Here is a 17,790-nt window from a genome sequence, read left to right as displayed (position 1 = left end):
GGAAAGACTAAAGCATAAAGCTAAATTGGTCTGAAGCATAAACATTTTCTAACTTGATATAATATATGTAAATAAAAAAAGCTCCATTTCTGAGGAAATGGAGCTTTTTTTATGTTTGTTCTGTATTAACCTTTCATAATGGAATGACCCATTTTATCTCTTTTGGTTTTCAGATAACGCTCATTATGTATGTTGCTTTCTATTTCAATCGGGATGTTTTCGATTACTTCTAAACCGTAGCCAATTAAACCGGCACGTTTTGTTGGATTATTACTCATTAAACGCATTTTTGTTACGCCTTCTGATCTTAGAATCTGCGCGCCAACACCATAATCACGCTCATCGCCTTTAAAACCCAATTTAATATTGGCTTCTACCGTATCAAAGCCCGCATCTTGAAGATTGTAAGAACGCAGTTTATTAATCAGTCCAATTCCTCTCCCCTCCTGGTTCATATAAACAACTATACCTTTACCCTCTTTTTCTATCATTTCTAAGGCTTTGTGCAATTGCGGACCACAATCACAACGACAAGAGCCAAATATATCTCCGGTTACGCAAGAACTGTGTACCCGTGCTAAAATAGGTTCATCCGGCCCCCATTCACCTTTAGAAATGGCTAAATGCGTCGCATTATTGTCCATTTGAGTGTAAGCTGTCATTTTGAAATCGCCAAATGTTGTAGGCAAATCAATTGTTACTTCCTGTTTAATCAAACTATCAACTTTTAAACGATAGGCAATTAAATCCTCTATAGAAATAATTTTAAGCTGATGTTGTTCTGCAATTTTAAACAAATCTGGCAGACGCGCCATTTCGCCATCTTCTTTTAAGATTTCTACCAGTAAACCTGCGGGTTTCATGCCGGCCAAACGGGCAAGATCTACCGCAGCTTCTGTATGACCTGCGCGGCGGATTACACCACCATCTTTTGCTATTAGGGGAAAAATATGGCCTGGTCTGCCCAATTCATCAGGATCTGTTTTCGGATTTACCAAAGCAAGCATGGTTTTTGAACGGTCGCTCGCAGAAATACCTGTTGTACAACCGTGACCCGTTAAATCTACAGATACCGTAAAATTGGTTTCGTAGGCTGCCGTATTTTTCCCAACCATTAAGTTCAGGTTTAACTCGCGGCAACGCTCTTCTGTTAAAGGTGCACAAATCAATCCACGGCCATATGTGGCCATAAAATTGATGACTTCTGGCGTAGCATTTTCTGCAGCGGTTAGAAAATCACCTTCATTTTCTCTATTTTCATCGTCTACTACTATAATTACTTTACCAGCTTTTATATCTGCAATAGCTTCTTCTATGGTATTTAATGTTTGCATTTTATTTTGCGTAATACAAATTGATCTGTCTGTTTCTTTCGTTAATCAATAAGTTTGTTTAACAAATGTACGGCTATTTATGCATTAAGAATTTCGCCAAATATCATTTATACGTAAATGATTACTTATCTGCTTTTTTAAACACCCGCAGAACAAGTTGCTTATAATAATTAACATCGAATAGAGCCGAATCTACGGTGGCTTTATATGTCAGGAATGCAGCCAAAGGCGACAATACGATTACCGCAATCCACATGGCCACAATCGGATTCAGGTTGCCCTGTCTGGCCGATTTCTCTGCAACTGTCGTGATGATGTGGTAAATTAAAAAGAAAGAGATCGCAATTACAACAGGAAGCCCCATGCCGCCTTTACGAATGATAGCACCAAGTGGCGCACCGATAAAGAACAACAATATACAAGATGCAGCTAAAGTGAATTTACGTTGGTATTCTATAGTTGCAAAAATAATTTCTCCGTTTAAATCGCTTTGGCGCGGTTTCCAGTTCGGCACATGTTGCATCATTACTGCAACAACACTTGCCGCATTCTGAATGCTGTTTTTTCTCGATCCGTTGGGGATATTTTTTAAAATATTATCGTCAATTTTCTTAACCGGAACTTTTACTTTCGTATAGCCCTTGTATGCATTAAACTGGCGGAAGTTGCTTTCAAAATAAGTATTCACTTGTCTTCCGAAAGTATCGAGCTGTTTCGTAAGTGAATCCCGCTTGCGTACAATCCCTTTCAAATTCAACATTGGTGTACTGTTGCTGAAGGCATTTTCATCGGTTTTATTTCCCTGAAAAGAGGAAAGATCGAAACGGGGTTCGGTCTCCTTAAAACGGCTTCTGATTAAAACCTGACGCTGGTTGTACACGCCGCTGTTGCTGGCTTGTTCTTCATACTGTACACCATCTTTAAGTTTAAGCACCAGGAATTGACCATCACTGGTTTTTTCCATTGTTCCTTCACGGGCTTTTACAATTTTCGGGATTCCGTTGGTGCCTTTATGGTCGTAAATCATAATACCGAAAAGGTTTCCGCTGGCGTCTTTATCGTCTACACGAATGGCGTATCCCGGAATACTATTGTTAAATACACCAGGTTTAATTAAAAAGGATAGTTTTTTATTCCGCATGTCGTACAAAAGAGAATTGAATTTCAAATTCGCTTTAGGCAACATATAATTGGAGAAAAGAAAGGAACTTATGGTGAGTATTAGAATAACCACCATTAAGGGTCGCATGGCTTTTTGCAAGGAAATCCCCGCAGATTTGATGGCTACAAGTTCATAATTTTCGCCCAGCGTTCCGAACGTCATGATTGAAGACAGCAATACGGACAAAGGCAAAGCCATTGATACGTTTGCTGCAGATGCATAGGCCATCAGCTCCAGAATGGTATACCATTCAAAGCCTTTACCAATCAAATCATCGATCCATTTAAATAGGAAGAACATCAAGAGGATAAACATCACCACAAAAAAAGTGGCAATGAAAGGCCTGATGAATGCCTGTACCAAAAGAAGATGTATTTTTTTCACTTTACAAAGATAGGCAAAGCAAAGGACAATATTAGGCGCCCAATACGCTGATCAGGTAGTCGATCTGGTTATCCCAGATGAGTTTTTTCTCGGCTAAATTCTCTTCTGTAGAAAAATCTGTAATGGAAAGGGCAACGTCATTGGTTAGCTCATCCTGAACAATTTCCATTTCAAAATAGCACTGCGGCTCGTCGTCAAGCCACTTAAATTTGACCAATTTGTTTTCTTTAATAGAAATTAGTTTTGCTTTTTGCTGTTCATCATCCCAGGTGAATGTGTACATCTGATCGCGGAACACCACATCATCTGCAAACCATTGTGACAGGCCATTTGGCTCACTGATAAAGCTATACAGGATTCGCGGCGACGATCTAACCTCGTATTCTAGCGTAAATTTTTTCTTTTCTGCCATGTTCATTCATTACCCGAAACAATCCCCGGTGTATTTTTTTTATTTTATTTTTCTAAAGAAAGGAATTTAATTCTATATTTGCAACTCCAAAAAATAACCACAGGAAATATTTGATAATATAACAAATATTTTCAAACCCGGCGGGGTAGCTCAGATGGTTAGAGCGCAGGATTCATAACCCTGAGGTCGGCAGTTCGATCCTGCTCCCCGCTACCATAAGGAAACAACATATCTTTGTTGTTTCCTTATTTTTTGACAATAAAAATCTATTAGTCAAAGCTTTAAGCTTCAACCATTATCAGTTCGAAAATCACTTCTAAAGTCCTTAGACTTAAAACAAGAATAGTCTAAAAACCATCATTGAAAGTCTTCGATGCAGATTTTGACTTGTTCGAAGTATCTTTCGGGATATTGCAAATTCTTCCATCTTGATTTTCGGAATAATTCTTAGAAATTAGATATAAGAAATCCAAAATAATGCCAGCTTCACTGTCATCTACATTGATGCCATTCCTGGCTAGAACAACAATAGCCCGTTTAACGGAGATCTTACGCTCGGTGAAATTCATTATTATCAGCTTTTGAGTTCAGAAATTAATATTTTTGATAATGCACTGTCCACTTTGAGAGAAATTTCCCCAGTTTGAAAGTTAACAGTATTTAATGGCAGAAAATTTAGCAAGTGCCTCCTATCCGCTATATCGAAAGTGTCATACTTTCTAAAAACCCTTACAATTTCTCCGTGATCCAATTTCCTCTGAAGGTCAATATTATTCAGTTTGTCAATATTATCCCCTAATTCTTTTTTAATGCAAGAAGTCCTTATTAGGAACTCATTTTTAAACTCGCTATAATCATCAAACTTAAGCATATCCTCTACGAACAAATTGCGGGCTTTAGAGAGTGTATTTTGATGATGGGCAAACTGCCTCAACAACTCTCTTCTCTCTCTTACATATTCTGCTTTGTTTGTCCTTAAATTAGAATCGTCCAAAACAAGATCAAAAAGTTCTATCGCTCCTGGAGAAAGTAAAAGCTTTTGCAATTCTCTCTCATAACTAAAGTTCAATAGCACCGCACTTATTCGATTATTACATCCCTTGTAGCAATGATAATATGGGTACTTACTTTTTGAGCCACCTGAATAGCTACCTGTAAGCTTTTTATCACATAATGGACATTTTAAAAAGCCTCTGAGGAAAAATGTAGATCTAAGCAACTCTCTCTTGGTTGAAACTTTTCTTCTAGTATTAATAATATTTTGCACTTCGTTAAAAATAGACACAGAAACTAAGGCATTATGACATCCTTTAACAACCTGCCAATCAGAATCATTAAGTTTCACCGGAATCAAACCACAGTAAACCGGGTTGCGGATTAGCTTTGAAAAGTTAGATTTTGAGCACAGCAAGCCCTTATCCAAAGCCATCCTCCAAACATCTGACATCCGATAAATATTCTTTTGTAGCTGATGAAATATCCATTTTATGATTCGTGCTTCGGGTTGCTTTGGCTCTATACTTTTTTTGCCATTCGAATCGGTTAAATTTACGAAACCTATCGGAGCCTTATTTGGATGCCTGCCCATCTGTCTTGCACGGCGCATTCCATTTGCAGTATTTAGGGCACGACGCGTATTTTCAGCTTCTGGTACCGAAAGGTAAACGGCGAGCATGATTATGCTTTCAGGTACCTCAAGGTCAATTGGCTGATCTATAGCTATAGTGTATGCATTATTTTTCCGAAGAATGCCAATCATCTCGAAGGCATTATGTATGTTTCTGCTGAATCTATCCCACTTAATAAATAAAATATTTTTTTCCTCTTTCTTAGGCTTTCTTTTTATAGCTGTAATAAGTTTTTTCCATTCTGGCCGATTGAAATTTTTAGCAGAATAGTCCTCTCTATAAATATCTTCAACAATAATATCGTGCGACGCACAATACTTCAACAATCTATCTTCTTGGTCGGGCAAAGAATAGCCCTTTCTTTTTTGTTCGTCTGTGCTTACACGGACATACAGATAAGCTGATTTCATAGATTTAACCATTTAAATTTCAGTATCTAACGAAAAACTATTACTAAAGGATATTCAAAATCAAAGAGGGATGAGTTTCATAAGGTGTTTTTTATCGGAGATTTCCTAAAAAGTGTAATTGCTGAAAATTATTACAACAATTCTGTGATCTGATTGACTCTCCAGATCAATAGTTTTCAGCACGTCGAGATTATGCTAAGTTCTGTCTTTAGAGGTGCCATAAAGTACTGAATTGTCCTAAGAGTTTTGATGGCCTCTATTGTTCATTTGAAAGGGAATAAAGGTTTGAAATTAATATGATTATATTAGCTACAAAATATTTAAAACCAAATCTAAATTATAATAATATGCTCAACGCCTCAAGAGTCAAAAATTTTATAACATTGTTGGATACCATTCCCATTATGTTTTTTACAAGCCATTTCAGTTCGTCGATAACGATCTCCAACAAATAACCGATGGATAGTGATATTTCCTACAGTAAAAGCTTTCCCGAGGATACTTGGGGCTCAACTTTCCACGAAATCTCATGCCTTTCAACTGGTGCCAATATTTTTGCATGCCATACCGACATCTCAGATGTGGAAAAAATCGCTACAGAACTCTCCACGATCGTACAGGATCAATCCTGGATTTTGGGTCTAGACCATCGTGCCAAAAGGGCATATGAAACTACCGCAGCTGAAACTGCAAAGTCCTTGGTTAAGGTTTTTCAGACAACGCTTTCACCTGAAAACAAAGTGGCGAGTGAGTTTGGGGAGCTGATGGTTTCAATGGGCTCTTCGAAAGCTCTTGAAGTGGTTTTCAAGCATAAATGCATTCCACTCGCTGAAATCTGGAAGCCCAAAATACTGGGGAACGAAGGCTTTGACTTTCATACCGTATGTCCAGGCAAGATGATTAATTTCGGAGAGGCGAAATTTTCCGCAACAGCAAACCCTTACGGAGGACTATCTGGAGGTAAAACAGGAGCTGGTGGTCAAGCGGATGGTTTTATCCAAAAGCAAAAACACCTCATGGACGGCATGCATTTGGGACAACTTGCGGGAGAGGATGCAACGCTGAATTTGGATAACGATCTATTTGGAGTGGTGCTCGCATTCTCCATCAATTCTACGAATCCGTTGGCCATATTCAAAAATGCATTAGAGCAATCCACTACTTATGAGCATTTAAAGAAAGCAAAGAATATTTACGTTGTAGGCGTCAGTTATGAACTTAAAGCAGATTAAAGATACGAAAGATCCGTACGGTGATTTAGCTAAGCTACTGGACATCATACACCGCCAAGGACCTGATAATCCGGCTATACTGGAAGAACTGAGTTATTACAAGGAATTCCATCTTGCCGTTTTTCATGAGTTTGAGGAAAAGATCATCTCTGCGCTGGGGCTCTTTTATAAAATAAAAACCGCTAATAATCTTTATTCATTTCTAATGCAGGGATTCGGACAGGAACATCTCGAAGATCACGGGGCGCTCCTGACACCTGTTCAGGCAAGTATCCGCCGGGCGATAGATGATAAACAGTACATCTCGATCTCGGCTCCGACGAGTGCTGGAAAATCCTATTCCATACGCGATTTCCTTGCAGAGGGAGAGGGCGATGCAGTGGTAGTTGTTCCTTCCAGGGCATTGATTGCTGAATACATCAATTCGATGACCAGAAAGTTTGAGGATAACAAAGGTGTAATGATTTCCTCATTTGTTGACCTGGTCTTTAATGCTCGTAAACTCAGGCGTATTTTTGTGCTTACTCCTGAACGTTCCAAAGATCTTTACAAGTTCAAGGACAGGTTGAATATCGAAACCTTCTTTTTCGATGAAGCCCAGATTTCTGAGGAAAACAGCCGGGGCATCACCTTTGATGTATCAGTCAGAAGGGTAAAGAAGCACTTTCCGGATGCGAAGATCATATTTGCACATCCGTTTATAGATAATCCAGAGGCCCAGTTTTCCAAGCATCAGTTTTCAAGTGAACTTAGTTATGGACATTCCTATACCCATGGTTCTGTGGGCAAATTATGTATTGTAAAAAAAGATGAGACCTATTATTACTTTTCACCTTACATTGAAGGGGGGTACAAAAAGGTTAACTATATAAAATTCGACGGTGATTTTCGGAGTTTTGCAATGAACGGCCTCCACACCATTCTCGTGTACGTTTCTAAAAACTCAATTTACAATGGAACTTTCAGAAACGGTTTTGAGGGCTTTATTCAAAACCTACCACCGGTAACGAACAAAAAAGCACTGGAGATAATTGAAAACATACGTCATATCGTTGGCGCGGACAAGCCTGGGCATGTATCCTCTATGGTGGAACTGCTCAAAAAAGGAGTTGTTATCCACCATGGTTCCATCCCCCTTGAAGTTCGGTTCCTGATAGAGGACTTTATCCGTGGTAAACACTCTTCTCTATGCTTTGCAACTAGTACACTTGCCCAGGGGATCAATATGCCATTTGACATTGTATGGCTAGAAAACAACAGATTTGAGGGAAATGCCAGTGAACGAGCACTTGCATTCAAAAATCTGATTGGAAGGGCTGGCAGACTCACCGAAGCAAAAATATTCGACTACGGTTATGTGTTTACAAATGGCGCCAAACTCTTTTCGGAACGCATCAAAACCCCATTCATGCTTAGTGAACAGTCAGTCATAGAAAATCCTCCTAGAGGCACACATGAGAACGATCTAAAAGAACTGATTGAAGCAATCCAGAACAACACATTTGATGACGAAAAGAACATACCGATGTCAAAAGTCCAACGTCTATCGCATCCCCTTGTACTCGATTATTCAAAAAATTTTCTCGATATTTTTTATAGGGTTTCCGACGATTTGAGGGAAAGTATCGGAGGGCTCTCCAATAAAGGCAATCGGGATAATGCCAAGATATCCCTTAGGCAGATTTACGAAGCTTCTCTCGGAAGAGAGCTTTTTAAAGGTGAAGAGAACGTCTTCAACCAGGCCATAGATATTTTCTTCCATGCAGCACAGGGACGATCCTTTAGCGAAATTGTCGGTCTAAGGTATAGTTCAATAACCAATAGGGACAATCCCATGGCAACCAATGCAAACTTCTCACAACCTGCACATAAACTACCTGATAGCAGTCTGGAAAAAGCATATAGCCTATTTCCTATTGGAACATTGAATGCAGCAGTAAGTTACGACTCCATCGTATACGACACTTATGACTATATGGACCAGGTAATCTCATTTTCTCTTTCGGATACCCTGATCGCAGCATTTGAAATCTACCGGGAGAAGACTGAAGATGAAAGGGCTAATGACATCATAGAACTGCTGAGATATAACACCAATAACAAAAAACATATTCTGCTATTGAGGTATGGATTCACTCAGGAGATCATAAAGGAGATTGCTGAACATGTTGAAAAAATAGATGAAGACAGAATAGTCTTTTTACCTTCAATAAAGAACACCCCAGAATTCGTTCGTAAGATGGTTGATTGGTATCTACCAGATTAACGGCAAATTAGAGATCACAAAAATATGTAATCTAAGAGCCTTTAAATACAACAATAAGCCCGCTTACCTGATTCAATTTTAATGGACACTTATACACTATGCAGGCTGACGTTAAACAATAATTTGGCTCTTTAAAACATATTGAATGAAACCAAAATCCTACTCGCTATTCGAAGCCTATCATTATCTCAAGAGATATCAACTCTCTGATAGCCTGTATCTCATTGGAGCAGTCAATGCTGCTTTAAAGTATGGACCTAAACATCTGATAACAGATAATCTTCCCGATGAGGTTTTAACGTGGCTAGGAAGAACAACGCAGGAACACCTTCGATTCAACATTTACACGGGTGCAACACGGCTTGCAAGATTATTGCTATTATCAGGGGCCAACGATTATAAGGGTAGTCCCTTGTCCCTTCTTGATAATTCATTGCCAAGCGCTATTGACGTAGCAGGGTTTCTATACGACCCGGAACTCGAAACTCAGTTGAATAATGCATCATCAAACTTAACCAACAATATTTTAGGGAGAATAGGACAAATACAATTCCCGCTACAAGGTAACAGGCTTTCACTTTTAGGGAGGGCAATGTTACTATTTGAGACCTTACCTGTTCAGATAGAAGGACAATACAATATTGACTATCAGCTAAAAACATACTTTGGGATGAGTGTTATGGAATTTTTGGCTACAGGACTTGCGTTGTGGATCAAATGCGACGGATCTATTGATTATAACCTTGACGTGGATGTCCGGCTTAACCGGTATGTGAACGATAATACACAGGCAGCATTTTTGAAACTGTCCTCAGGCACTCAGGTAGACTACAGAAAAATCATACGGGGGGGAGCAATGGAAGGTTCCGAATAAGCTTTACGATATCTATTTTATGGAGCCACTCATCCAGTTACCCGCAATTAAGGTCGAGGTTTCCTCAAAACTAAAGTCAGGTAGTTACGTTGTTCCGCAGCCAAAATATCTTTTGGACCGGACCAGTACGGGCATATTTTATCTATTAGCGGATAAGGAACAGCAATTGGCGGCAGCAAGTGGGCAAACTAAGAAAAACCCATTCAGGGTTTATTTTGGTGAAGTTTACCGTACCTATGTCAGAACGCAGCTTTGTCAGGCCAAGTCAAATACCATCCTTATTGATCTGGATGAAGATTTCGACAACAAAAATGGAGGAAAACTACCGGATTTTGCAGTTATCCAAGGGAATATTTGTGTAATTATCGAAGTGAAGACTTCTTTGCTCACCTTAAAATCGAGGGCTTTTTTTGAAGAATCACAAATGGAAGTGGAAATCAGAACAGGAAGTTTCAAGAAAGCGGTCACCCAGTTGCACGATTTCCGAAGCCGCATATTGCTTAAGAAAACCGGAGATCATAGATTTGCCCCAATCAGCGAAGTGATAAGTATTTTGGCAGGATATGAAGACATTTTTGTTTTAAATTCCTACTTACTGCCAATGCTTGAAGTTCAATATGGACCTATGACGAAAAATCTTCAACTGGCCTGTATTTCTGACATTGATGCAATTGGGAGTCTTTTGTCAGAAGGAAAACCACTCGGGGAATTATTGAAGAAAAAAGTGGGCAACACTGAAGAAAGGAAATGGATGCTTGACCAGTATCTTAGGCATCACATTCAGCAGGAAAACCCGGTGCTTAAACAGGCCTTTGATTCCTTGCTGACAAGATTTGGTGTAGACGGACTCGAATAATGGTTTGCAAATGGAGCAAAGCATTTTAAGATGGATTGAAATTGCTTTTAATCTCCTCCCTTATTTTTATTAACTTTTTTCAAAACCTGCTTTTCTTCCCGAAGCCTCCTTTTTTCCATCATTTCCAGCTCTTTAAGTTCCAACTTCTTCCAGTCCAGTGATTGCTTGGCAGAAAATTTCCATTGATCCAATAGCACTTTTTGGGCATTCTTATCCAGATCTGCCTGTGCCTTGATTTTTGCCAGTTGTAGCTTGAAATATCCCCTAATAGCAGCCAGGGATAGTGTGGTCAGTACGACGATTATGGACTGAAGACTTGCCTCCAAATGAAAACCATTTAGTTCCTGATACTGCTCATCTGTTTCTATATCATGATCGTTAAGGTAAATGTATAAGTCCTTTAATTGTTCTTGGGAGGCTTCAATTCTAATTTCCATTAATCAATTTATTTAGGTTTTTAAAGATTTGTTTTTGATCCAGTAAGGGGTGTTGATTCATAAACTGATAAAAAATCGCCGACTGTTTCAGGGAAAATTCCCGGTTATCCAATTCATTGTAGTCGGTAATAAGGAATGTAGAGTTTTTGGTAATTAGGAATACAGTATTTTTGGCAAGAATGGTGCAGAGAAAATGGCACTAATAAATACAGAGTCCGTTCAAAAGTAGGTTAATATTTTTACGATTCAAAAAAAGTTTGACGGTTCTGAAGCCTGAAACTATCACCTGTTAGATTCACCACTTCACACTTAAAAAGTAACCTGTCTAGCAGCGCGGTCGCAATAACTTCATCCTCTAACATTTTGGCCCATTCGGTTGGTTTTTTATTGGTTGTAACCACGATTGAAGTGGACTCATAAATGTGGTTTATAAAGTTAAAAAAAGCCACTGCCATATTTTTTTCCAGTGGAAAAAGCATAATGTCATCCAACACGAGCATATTGGCTTTAGCCAATTTGTTGTATTCAAGCATTTGAGATTTTACAAAGTCCTTTGTTCTGAGCGTATTTATAATCTCATCCATTGACCTGAAATAGGCCTTGTAGCCCGCTTTGACTGCATCCCGGCACAATCCCGCTGCCAAATGTGTCTTCCCTGTTCCTGATGGCCCCATTAATACCATATTGAACAATTGATCCATCCAGTTTAGCTCTCTGAGTTGTGCTAGCCTTTCGGTTCTAAGCCCATTTTTTTCCGGATCGTAATGTTCAAGATCACTGCTTCTGGGCAACCCTGCTGCCTTCATCCGCTTGGCTTCATCTTTTTGTTGACGGTGCTCCACTTCGCTCTTCAATAGACGCAAAGCGAACTCCATAAAACCAATCCCATTTTTTTCGGCATCATTTACGATGCCCTCCAGACTTGCACCCATGCCAGTCAGCATAAACTTGCTGCAAAGCTGTCTGATCTCCTGTTTCTGTACTTCCATGTTTTTTGCTTTTTTAGTTACGGAGCCATATCAAATGACTCCGCTTTTGTTATTTTTGATTAAATATTTCATCGTAATCATCCAGATCACTCTGTTGAGGAACGGTGTCCGCATTTCTGCGGCTTTCCCCACTCAATGGGTTGAGCTGGATTATTTTTACCTCAGATGCATCTTCAGATTTGTACTCCCGGAGCATACTCTTTACAATTGCCTTAAAGTCTGTTGCGCTCACAATGTTATGGCTGCATGCATAATCCAATGCACGTGAGGCAATCACAGGATCCAGACCAACTACTGTGGACCTTAACAACTGGATCTGATCCCGTATATAACGTGGCTTATGGTTTCTGATCTGACTAAGCCAGTTTATTGCTTTGAGTTTGTTTTCCATAAGATCACAGAAGTCCTCCATCATTTCCACGATAGCGGTTTCTTTATCCCGCCCATGGTCTCTTGAAAGGATTTTCTGTCCTTTTAGCCTGGAGAGCTCGTGCCTGCATATTTCGGTAAGGCTGTGGTCCATGATAATTATCTGCTCATAGGTAACTTTGACCAATACTGTTTTTGATTTTTTATAAGTCCCCAATGGAACACTGTAAACATTGCTTTTATAGGAGATCTTATTGTCCTTGTGAACGGTATAGGCAGGATATTCTATTGGCCTGGTTTGAGTTGGTTGCCAGGGGGTTAAAAAAGCTTGCTCAATTATGAATTCCTCCAGTGGAATAAGTTTGGTTGTGCCATGTTGCATTAGGTTTGCCGTTCTGGATAGCCATGCCAGCGCATCGGAATTCAATGTTTCCATATCTCTGAAAGAGCGGTTGTAAAGAAAGTTCTGTTTTACATACTTGACTACGTTTTCTACTTTGCCTTTGCTTTCAGGATCGGCCTTTCTGCAGAAGTGGGTGGTAAAGCCGGATGAGCGGACATACGCACGGAAACCAGCGGTCATAATGATATCACCCAGGTTTTCTGAAACTATAAAAAGCCGATCCTGATCATAAACGATCTCCAGTGGTTGCCCTCCAATGAACTGAAAAGCTTTTTCATGAGCATTTATAACCGATTCGGTGGTGAAAGGGGTATCACTGAAATAAATATATTTGTAACGGGACCGCGCCAGTACAAAAGTAAAGAACTGGACTTTTTTGGTTCTGCCCTGAGTGGTTGACATATTGTAGAAACCAAAGTCGACCTGTGCCTGCTGACCATAGGGCAGTTCCGGAACAGAGGAATAATCTCTTTGAGGTTCAGTCTTTGGAAGGTTGTACTTGTTCCTGACAGAACGCACAAAGTTGAAGGCGGTCTTTGGGCTAACACTTGGGAAATTTAGATTGTGCTCCTTCAACCAGTCATGCATCTGGGCGGCAGAGGTAGCTGGATACAGAATTAGCTTTTCCCGGACGAACTCCTCATACGCATCCAGGGAACATTTTCTGCCAAGTGGCGCTTCCAACTGTTCAAGGTAAGCTTCTTCACTCAGCAGTAATAGCCGTTTGACGGTACGCCAGTCCATAACCAGGTGCTCGGCAATCTTCTGAATGGAAAAACCAGCTCTTTCCATTTGGTGGACTTCATGATAGATCATAAGTTTGTTTAAATAATAGTTCATTGAATCCCTTGTATTTTGTGGTGAAAGACAAAGGTGTTCTAATCTTTTGGGGCTTCGCCCCAAAAGGTGAACTATGTATTTATTCTTACCAATTTCTCGACATCATTCTTGCCAATTTCCCTGTATTCTTGGTTACGAAAAATCCTGTATTTTTAATTACCGATCACATTCATCAAAGATAAAAGAAAGACGGTTGTTCTCAACTAGGATTTTTCGGTGCTTGACAAAGCTGCATTTGATAAAGATCTCATGTCCCTGGGTAGAACTAAAATCGATGTAACATAGAAATTCCTTGAAATCCTCAAATGTGGTATGCAACCATTTGCGAACCTCGGCGATTTCAAAAAGTTCACGTGGATCCCGGTTATAACCATGTACGACAAGGCTGATCTTACCTACGAGAGATTGGCTTTCAAGATTATGTTCTTTCTGCATATAAGCTAAAAAATCCCTAAATAGAGTATTTTTTCCAGGGGCATTGATTTCTTTTGGCGAAATGGTTAGGCTTATATTTCCATCTTCCATCAGAAAGTTGAATTGCCTCGGTCTGAATGATGTAGATGCATAAGTCTCCCAGGCCTGTTCAGCTACAGATCTTTCCATTTTATCGAGGCTTCTGGTATCTAGGTTTATCGAGCGCAAAAACACCCAACTGAACCAATACGGAAATCCGCAGGTTGTATAATCCTTCGGAACAGAGGTCCACTTCTTACATAAACCAATATCATAGTAGCTGCAATTAACATGGTGACAGTTTGATAGCAGATTATCATGGTGTCGAGTAAGGAGCTGGTGGGTGGTTCCAACCACTTTGATAATTTCCTTGAGATAGTTATCATAACCCATTCCGGCAGGACTTAGGACATTGCGGTAATCCTCACCTACTGCTAGGATTGAATCCCTTCCCAAGCGGTTGCTAAACCTGAAATGAATGGCCATAGGTTGAAAATCGGATAGCAATTTTCGCTTGTTCTCTTGATCATGGTTGATGAGATTGTATATTAATGAACGATCTGTCTCTAAGCTTTTAATGAATTTCTTCGCATGCAATGCCAATGGAAAATGAAACTCACCTTTATCTAATACTTCTGAGTCTATCAGTTCAGAGAGGTTATGATGGGCAAAGACCTTAACGGGCAACTTCCCAAGGAGAACATAATCCATTAAACTTCCCTCCCAGTTACCGATTTCGCCTCTGATGCTATCTAGAATCCGTTCAAAGTTTTCCTGAATCGTATAGCTATCATAGTCGGCAAACCTGTAGTTGGTCAATGAAATGACATTACAGAACATGCTAAGGGGTTCCGTAGTAAAAAAAGCGAGTTGTATGGCAAGAGGTATAAGATCATAAGCTCTCTTTTTCCCTATTCGTTTTACCAGAAACTTATAAAGCCTCCGGTAACAGGTCCTGGAGGGATCCATTATCCAATCATAACAATCTTGGTAATTGGGCGATTGTGTGGTTCCCTTGTATTGAAATATTGTTGTAGCATCTTCCAAAAGATCATTCAACGAAAAAATTGATGAGGAAGGTGTATCGTTCTTTACGGTTCCTAGCCATAAGCGGTCATGCACCCAAAAAAATTCAACTTTATGGGTTGTAAACTTAAAGTTCTGCTGAAAATCCGGTGGAAGACTGATATTGGCAATAGGAAAACTTTTCACCTCACTATCCCTGATCAGCGCACGAAGGTAATTCAGGTTATCAAATTCCAGCCAACATAGATAATATAAAAAAGGATAATGAAGGGTCTGCATGTAATGGTGCATCTCGTGGTCGATCACATCCCTGAGTTCCTGATTGTGCTGTATCTCTAGATCAATCAGGGCACCCAAAAGTTCGGTTTTTGCATATTTTGAACCATCTGCGGCAATAAGTTTTTCATTGATCTCAGCCTCTCCCTCTGCAGTGGCAACAGATGTATTATTGATTGAGATTACCCTAAGTGCGGTATCCACATAGGAAAAAAATTGTTTCGTCATAAATTCAAAAAACCTCATAAATGATACCCCCAATATCATCTCCAAATAATATAAAATTCAGTGTGCCTTGAGGATTTGACTAGCCCTGAAAATTTGATAAAGGGTTAATATTAAATAAAATTACGATTAAATAGCAGTTGATTTAATCTGGCTATTATGTTTTCTTCTATAATTGGGCATTTCGCTAAAATTGGTTCTTCCCCACCCTTAGCGAAAATACCTGAAATGACCAGATATGCGTGACTCGAATAGCCACCGCATGCATGTTTTTATTTAGCATTACTTTTCTCAAAGAATAATGTGTAATATTTTTTTTTTAAACAAGGAAAAGATAGAATGGATATTGGTCCTTTTTTATACGCTTTTTTCCCGATGTATCTTTTTCAGGATACCACCATTTCTAAAGGTAATATTTGCCAAATTTTAAAAACTAATCCTATATTGATTCAAATTAAGCTCTAATAATATGTTAAACAGTCGTACTTTTCTGAAATATGACGAAATTTTTCAGGAAGAATTTGTTGATGAATTAGGTTCTCTGTTCAATGGAATCGACACCACATTTGCATTGGGTATTATGCAACATCTGAATTTTCATGAAAACCGATATAAAACTACTGAGGGTTGCATATATTTCTTGCGTGAAAATTGGTTCTCTCATGCAAATGCCGAAGTCTTTCTAGCAGTTACAGAACGAATTGATCACTACAAAAATGTACATCCCACATCGGAAATTGTGATATTTAATGCTCCAAGTAATTTGTCATTTTTTGAATCGCTACTCAGACATTTACAAACTGAACCAGTCATACTCGATGTCCCCTTGACAAATGCGCAAAAAGAAATAGCACTTTTAAAAGCCTATCTGCTGATCAATTCAGGAAAAGCAAGGCCTACTGGATTTGAGCAAATTCGCGAACTGCACCCTGGGGAAGAGATCTTTTGGCAAATGTTTGCTCAACCATTTCAATATGCTGACTTAGTGAATAGAGATCTACTTGAACTCTGGCAAATCGAAACCTTTAAGGCCATTAAATTATTCGAATATTTAGAAAAAGATGTTCAAACAGCAGTAGTTTTAAATGCCTTTTTGGCTAATTTCAACTGCAATTCCTGGAGAACTTACCTTAAAGCTAGTGCAGGTATGGCTATTGCTACCCTTGATACGCCTAACCTAAAGGGGAATAACTTCATTGAGGTTGATCCTGAACTTCCTTTCTATAATATTGCTATTCAAATTTTAGGGGAGATAGGCATTGTCCCAATTGATGCTGCAATTGAAATGGATTATCTCTATTTGAGAAATAGACCGATCTACCGGACAGGAGAAGGTAAATTTCAAGTTATATATAAAAGATTCTTTATCGAAAAGATATTCCGTTCGCTATATTTTCAGCTTAGCGGGATCAATCAAGAACTTGGGGCAATGACTGCTGCAACCTTTAGAAACAAAATCTACACGAGCGGATTCTCTGAAAATACCTTATTGTATACTGTTTTAAATAAAATATTTGAAGGACAAAACGTGCGTCTTGAAGGAAGTGTTGTTGAAGCTGCTGCGCCACAATTTGGTGCTTCAGATTACCTTGCATCTGCTTTTGGGAATGTCTTTATTTTTGAATCAAAGGACATATTAATAAAAAAAGAAGTTAAGGACAAACTATTCATGCCTGAGCTGAGGGACGAATTGCGTTCAAAGTTTTACAAGGATGGAAATAGTGATAAGGCGGTGCTCCAACTTGCAAAAAATGTTAAAAAAGTACTAGAGGGCAAGTATGAAAGTTTCGGATTTGCAGCCGGGAAGTATCGGCTGATATATCCCGTAATTGTAGTGCATTCAGATGCTTTTAATACCCTTGCATTAAATCAGCTTTTATTCCAATGGTTCAAAGAGGCATGTTTTGAGGCCAAACTAAGCAAAAGCCAGCTATTCAAAGTCCGTCCCGCTGTTCTCGTAGATATAAGTACACTTACTTATTTTCACCAGCAATTAGGAAAAAGAGGCACGAACTTAAATACAGTCATAGACCTTTATCTAGAGCATGTGAAAATGAAATACGATCAATCCGGAATGCTGCAATTACGTTCGCTGGAACAAATGATGCCATTTTCCGCGTTCTTAAATCAGTATATCCGAAGCACAACGCGTGTTAGAACCTCAAAGTGGTTGATCGATATTATACAGCCTGTTATGCTTCCTTAATTGAAAGA

Annotated in this window: 14 protein-coding genes and 1 tRNA gene; 6 read left to right on the top strand and 9 right to left on the bottom strand. The window is 39.2% G+C overall.

Translation table 11 applies throughout. The features are described 5' to 3' along the window. Window positions 1-125: 125 nt before the first annotated feature. From ACJVDH_RS02645 to ACJVDH_RS02635, 3 genes are all read right to left on the bottom strand, one after another. Window positions 126-1,334, bottom strand: a complete 1,209-nt coding sequence (locus ACJVDH_RS02645) for a bifunctional 3,4-dihydroxy-2-butanone-4-phosphate synthase/GTP cyclohydrolase II (protein WP_443946022.1) — start codon at window positions 1,332-1,334, stop codon at window positions 126-128. A 121-nt stretch (window positions 1,335-1,455) separates the two neighbouring features. Then, window positions 1,456-2,880: an LptF/LptG family permease gene (locus ACJVDH_RS02640; RefSeq protein ID WP_443946021.1), complete on the bottom strand. Its 1,425-nt coding sequence runs from the start codon at window positions 2,878-2,880 to the stop codon at window positions 1,456-1,458. A 31-nt stretch (window positions 2,881-2,911) separates the two neighbouring features. After that, on the bottom strand, window positions 2,912-3,292 hold the full coding sequence (locus ACJVDH_RS02635) for an START-like domain-containing protein (protein ID WP_443946020.1): 381 nt from the start codon (window positions 3,290-3,292) through the stop codon (window positions 2,912-2,914). 139 nt (window positions 3,293-3,431) lie between these two features. Here ACJVDH_RS02635 and ACJVDH_RS02630 point away from each other — a divergent pair. Continuing rightward, a tRNA-Met gene (locus ACJVDH_RS02630) sits at window positions 3,432-3,508 on the top strand. A 131-nt stretch (window positions 3,509-3,639) separates the two neighbouring features. Here the strand turns inward: ACJVDH_RS02630 and ACJVDH_RS02625 are convergent. After that, window positions 3,640-3,861, bottom strand: coding sequence for a hypothetical protein (locus tag ACJVDH_RS02625; protein WP_443946019.1), 222 nt, complete (start codon window positions 3,859-3,861; stop codon window positions 3,640-3,642). 5 nt (window positions 3,862-3,866) lie between these two features. Next, on the bottom strand, window positions 3,867-5,330 hold the full coding sequence (locus ACJVDH_RS02620) for a recombinase family protein (protein WP_443946018.1): 1,464 nt from the start codon (window positions 5,328-5,330) through the stop codon (window positions 3,867-3,869). Between the two features lie 458 nt (window positions 5,331-5,788). Between ACJVDH_RS02620 and ACJVDH_RS02615 the strand changes: the two genes are divergently transcribed. The 4 genes from ACJVDH_RS02615 (at window position 5,789) to ACJVDH_RS02600 (ending at window position 10,558) form a co-directional block, all read left to right on the top strand. Next, window positions 5,789-6,562 carry a hypothetical protein gene (locus ACJVDH_RS02615; RefSeq protein WP_443946017.1) on the top strand — a complete coding sequence of 258 codons (774 nt, stop codon included), beginning with the start codon at window positions 5,789-5,791 and terminating at the stop codon, window positions 6,560-6,562. Further along, complete coding sequence (locus tag ACJVDH_RS02610; RefSeq protein ID WP_443946016.1) at window positions 6,543-8,828, top strand: DEAD/DEAH box helicase; 2,286 nt, start codon at window positions 6,543-6,545, stop codon at window positions 8,826-8,828. Before ACJVDH_RS02615 ends, ACJVDH_RS02610 begins: the two co-directional genes overlap by 20 nt. 145 nt (window positions 8,829-8,973) lie before the next feature. Beyond that, window positions 8,974-9,702: a hypothetical protein gene (locus tag ACJVDH_RS02605; protein ID WP_443946015.1), complete on the top strand. Its 729-nt coding sequence runs from the start codon at window positions 8,974-8,976 to the stop codon at window positions 9,700-9,702. 19 nt (window positions 9,703-9,721) lie between these two features. Beyond that, window positions 9,722-10,558 carry a hypothetical protein gene (locus ACJVDH_RS02600; protein ID WP_443946014.1) on the top strand — a complete coding sequence of 279 codons (837 nt, stop codon included), beginning with the start codon at window positions 9,722-9,724 and terminating at the stop codon, window positions 10,556-10,558. Between the two features lie 47 nt (window positions 10,559-10,605). Here ACJVDH_RS02600 and ACJVDH_RS02595 read toward each other — a convergent pair whose 3' ends face one another. The 4 genes from ACJVDH_RS02595 to ACJVDH_RS02580 all read right to left on the bottom strand — a co-directional run bounded on the left by ACJVDH_RS02595 (window position 10,606) and on the right by ACJVDH_RS02580 (window position 15,579). After that, window positions 10,606-10,995, bottom strand: coding sequence for a hypothetical protein (locus tag ACJVDH_RS02595; protein WP_443946013.1), 390 nt, complete (start codon window positions 10,993-10,995; stop codon window positions 10,606-10,608). Between the two features lie 239 nt (window positions 10,996-11,234). Continuing rightward, a complete protein-coding gene (istB, locus tag ACJVDH_RS02590; protein ID WP_443944282.1) occupies window positions 11,235-11,984 on the bottom strand; it encodes an IS21-like element helper ATPase IstB in 750 nt (249 codons plus the stop codon). Between the two features lie 49 nt (window positions 11,985-12,033). Beyond that, entirely contained in the window at window positions 12,034-13,548 is a 1,515-nt protein-coding gene (istA, locus tag ACJVDH_RS02585) for an IS21 family transposase (RefSeq protein ID WP_443947594.1), read from the bottom strand. A gap of 204 nt (window positions 13,549-13,752) precedes the next feature. Continuing rightward, window positions 13,753-15,579, bottom strand: a complete 1,827-nt coding sequence (locus tag ACJVDH_RS02580) for a hypothetical protein (RefSeq protein WP_443946012.1) — start codon at window positions 15,577-15,579, stop codon at window positions 13,753-13,755. A gap of 466 nt (window positions 15,580-16,045) precedes the next feature. Here ACJVDH_RS02580 and ACJVDH_RS02575 point away from each other — a divergent pair, with 466 nt between their 5' ends. Beyond that, window positions 16,046-17,782 (top strand): hypothetical protein, encoded by a 1,737-nt coding sequence (locus tag ACJVDH_RS02575; RefSeq protein WP_443946011.1) that lies wholly within the window; start codon window positions 16,046-16,048, stop codon window positions 17,780-17,782. The last annotated feature ends 8 nt before the right edge of the window (window positions 17,783-17,790 follow it).

Source organism: Pedobacter terrestris, assembly GCF_052343045.1.
GTDB lineage: Bacteria > Bacteroidota > Bacteroidia > Sphingobacteriales > Sphingobacteriaceae > Pedobacter.
Note: the sequence above shows the minus strand (reverse complement) of the source record. Positions and strands in the feature narration are given on the sequence as shown.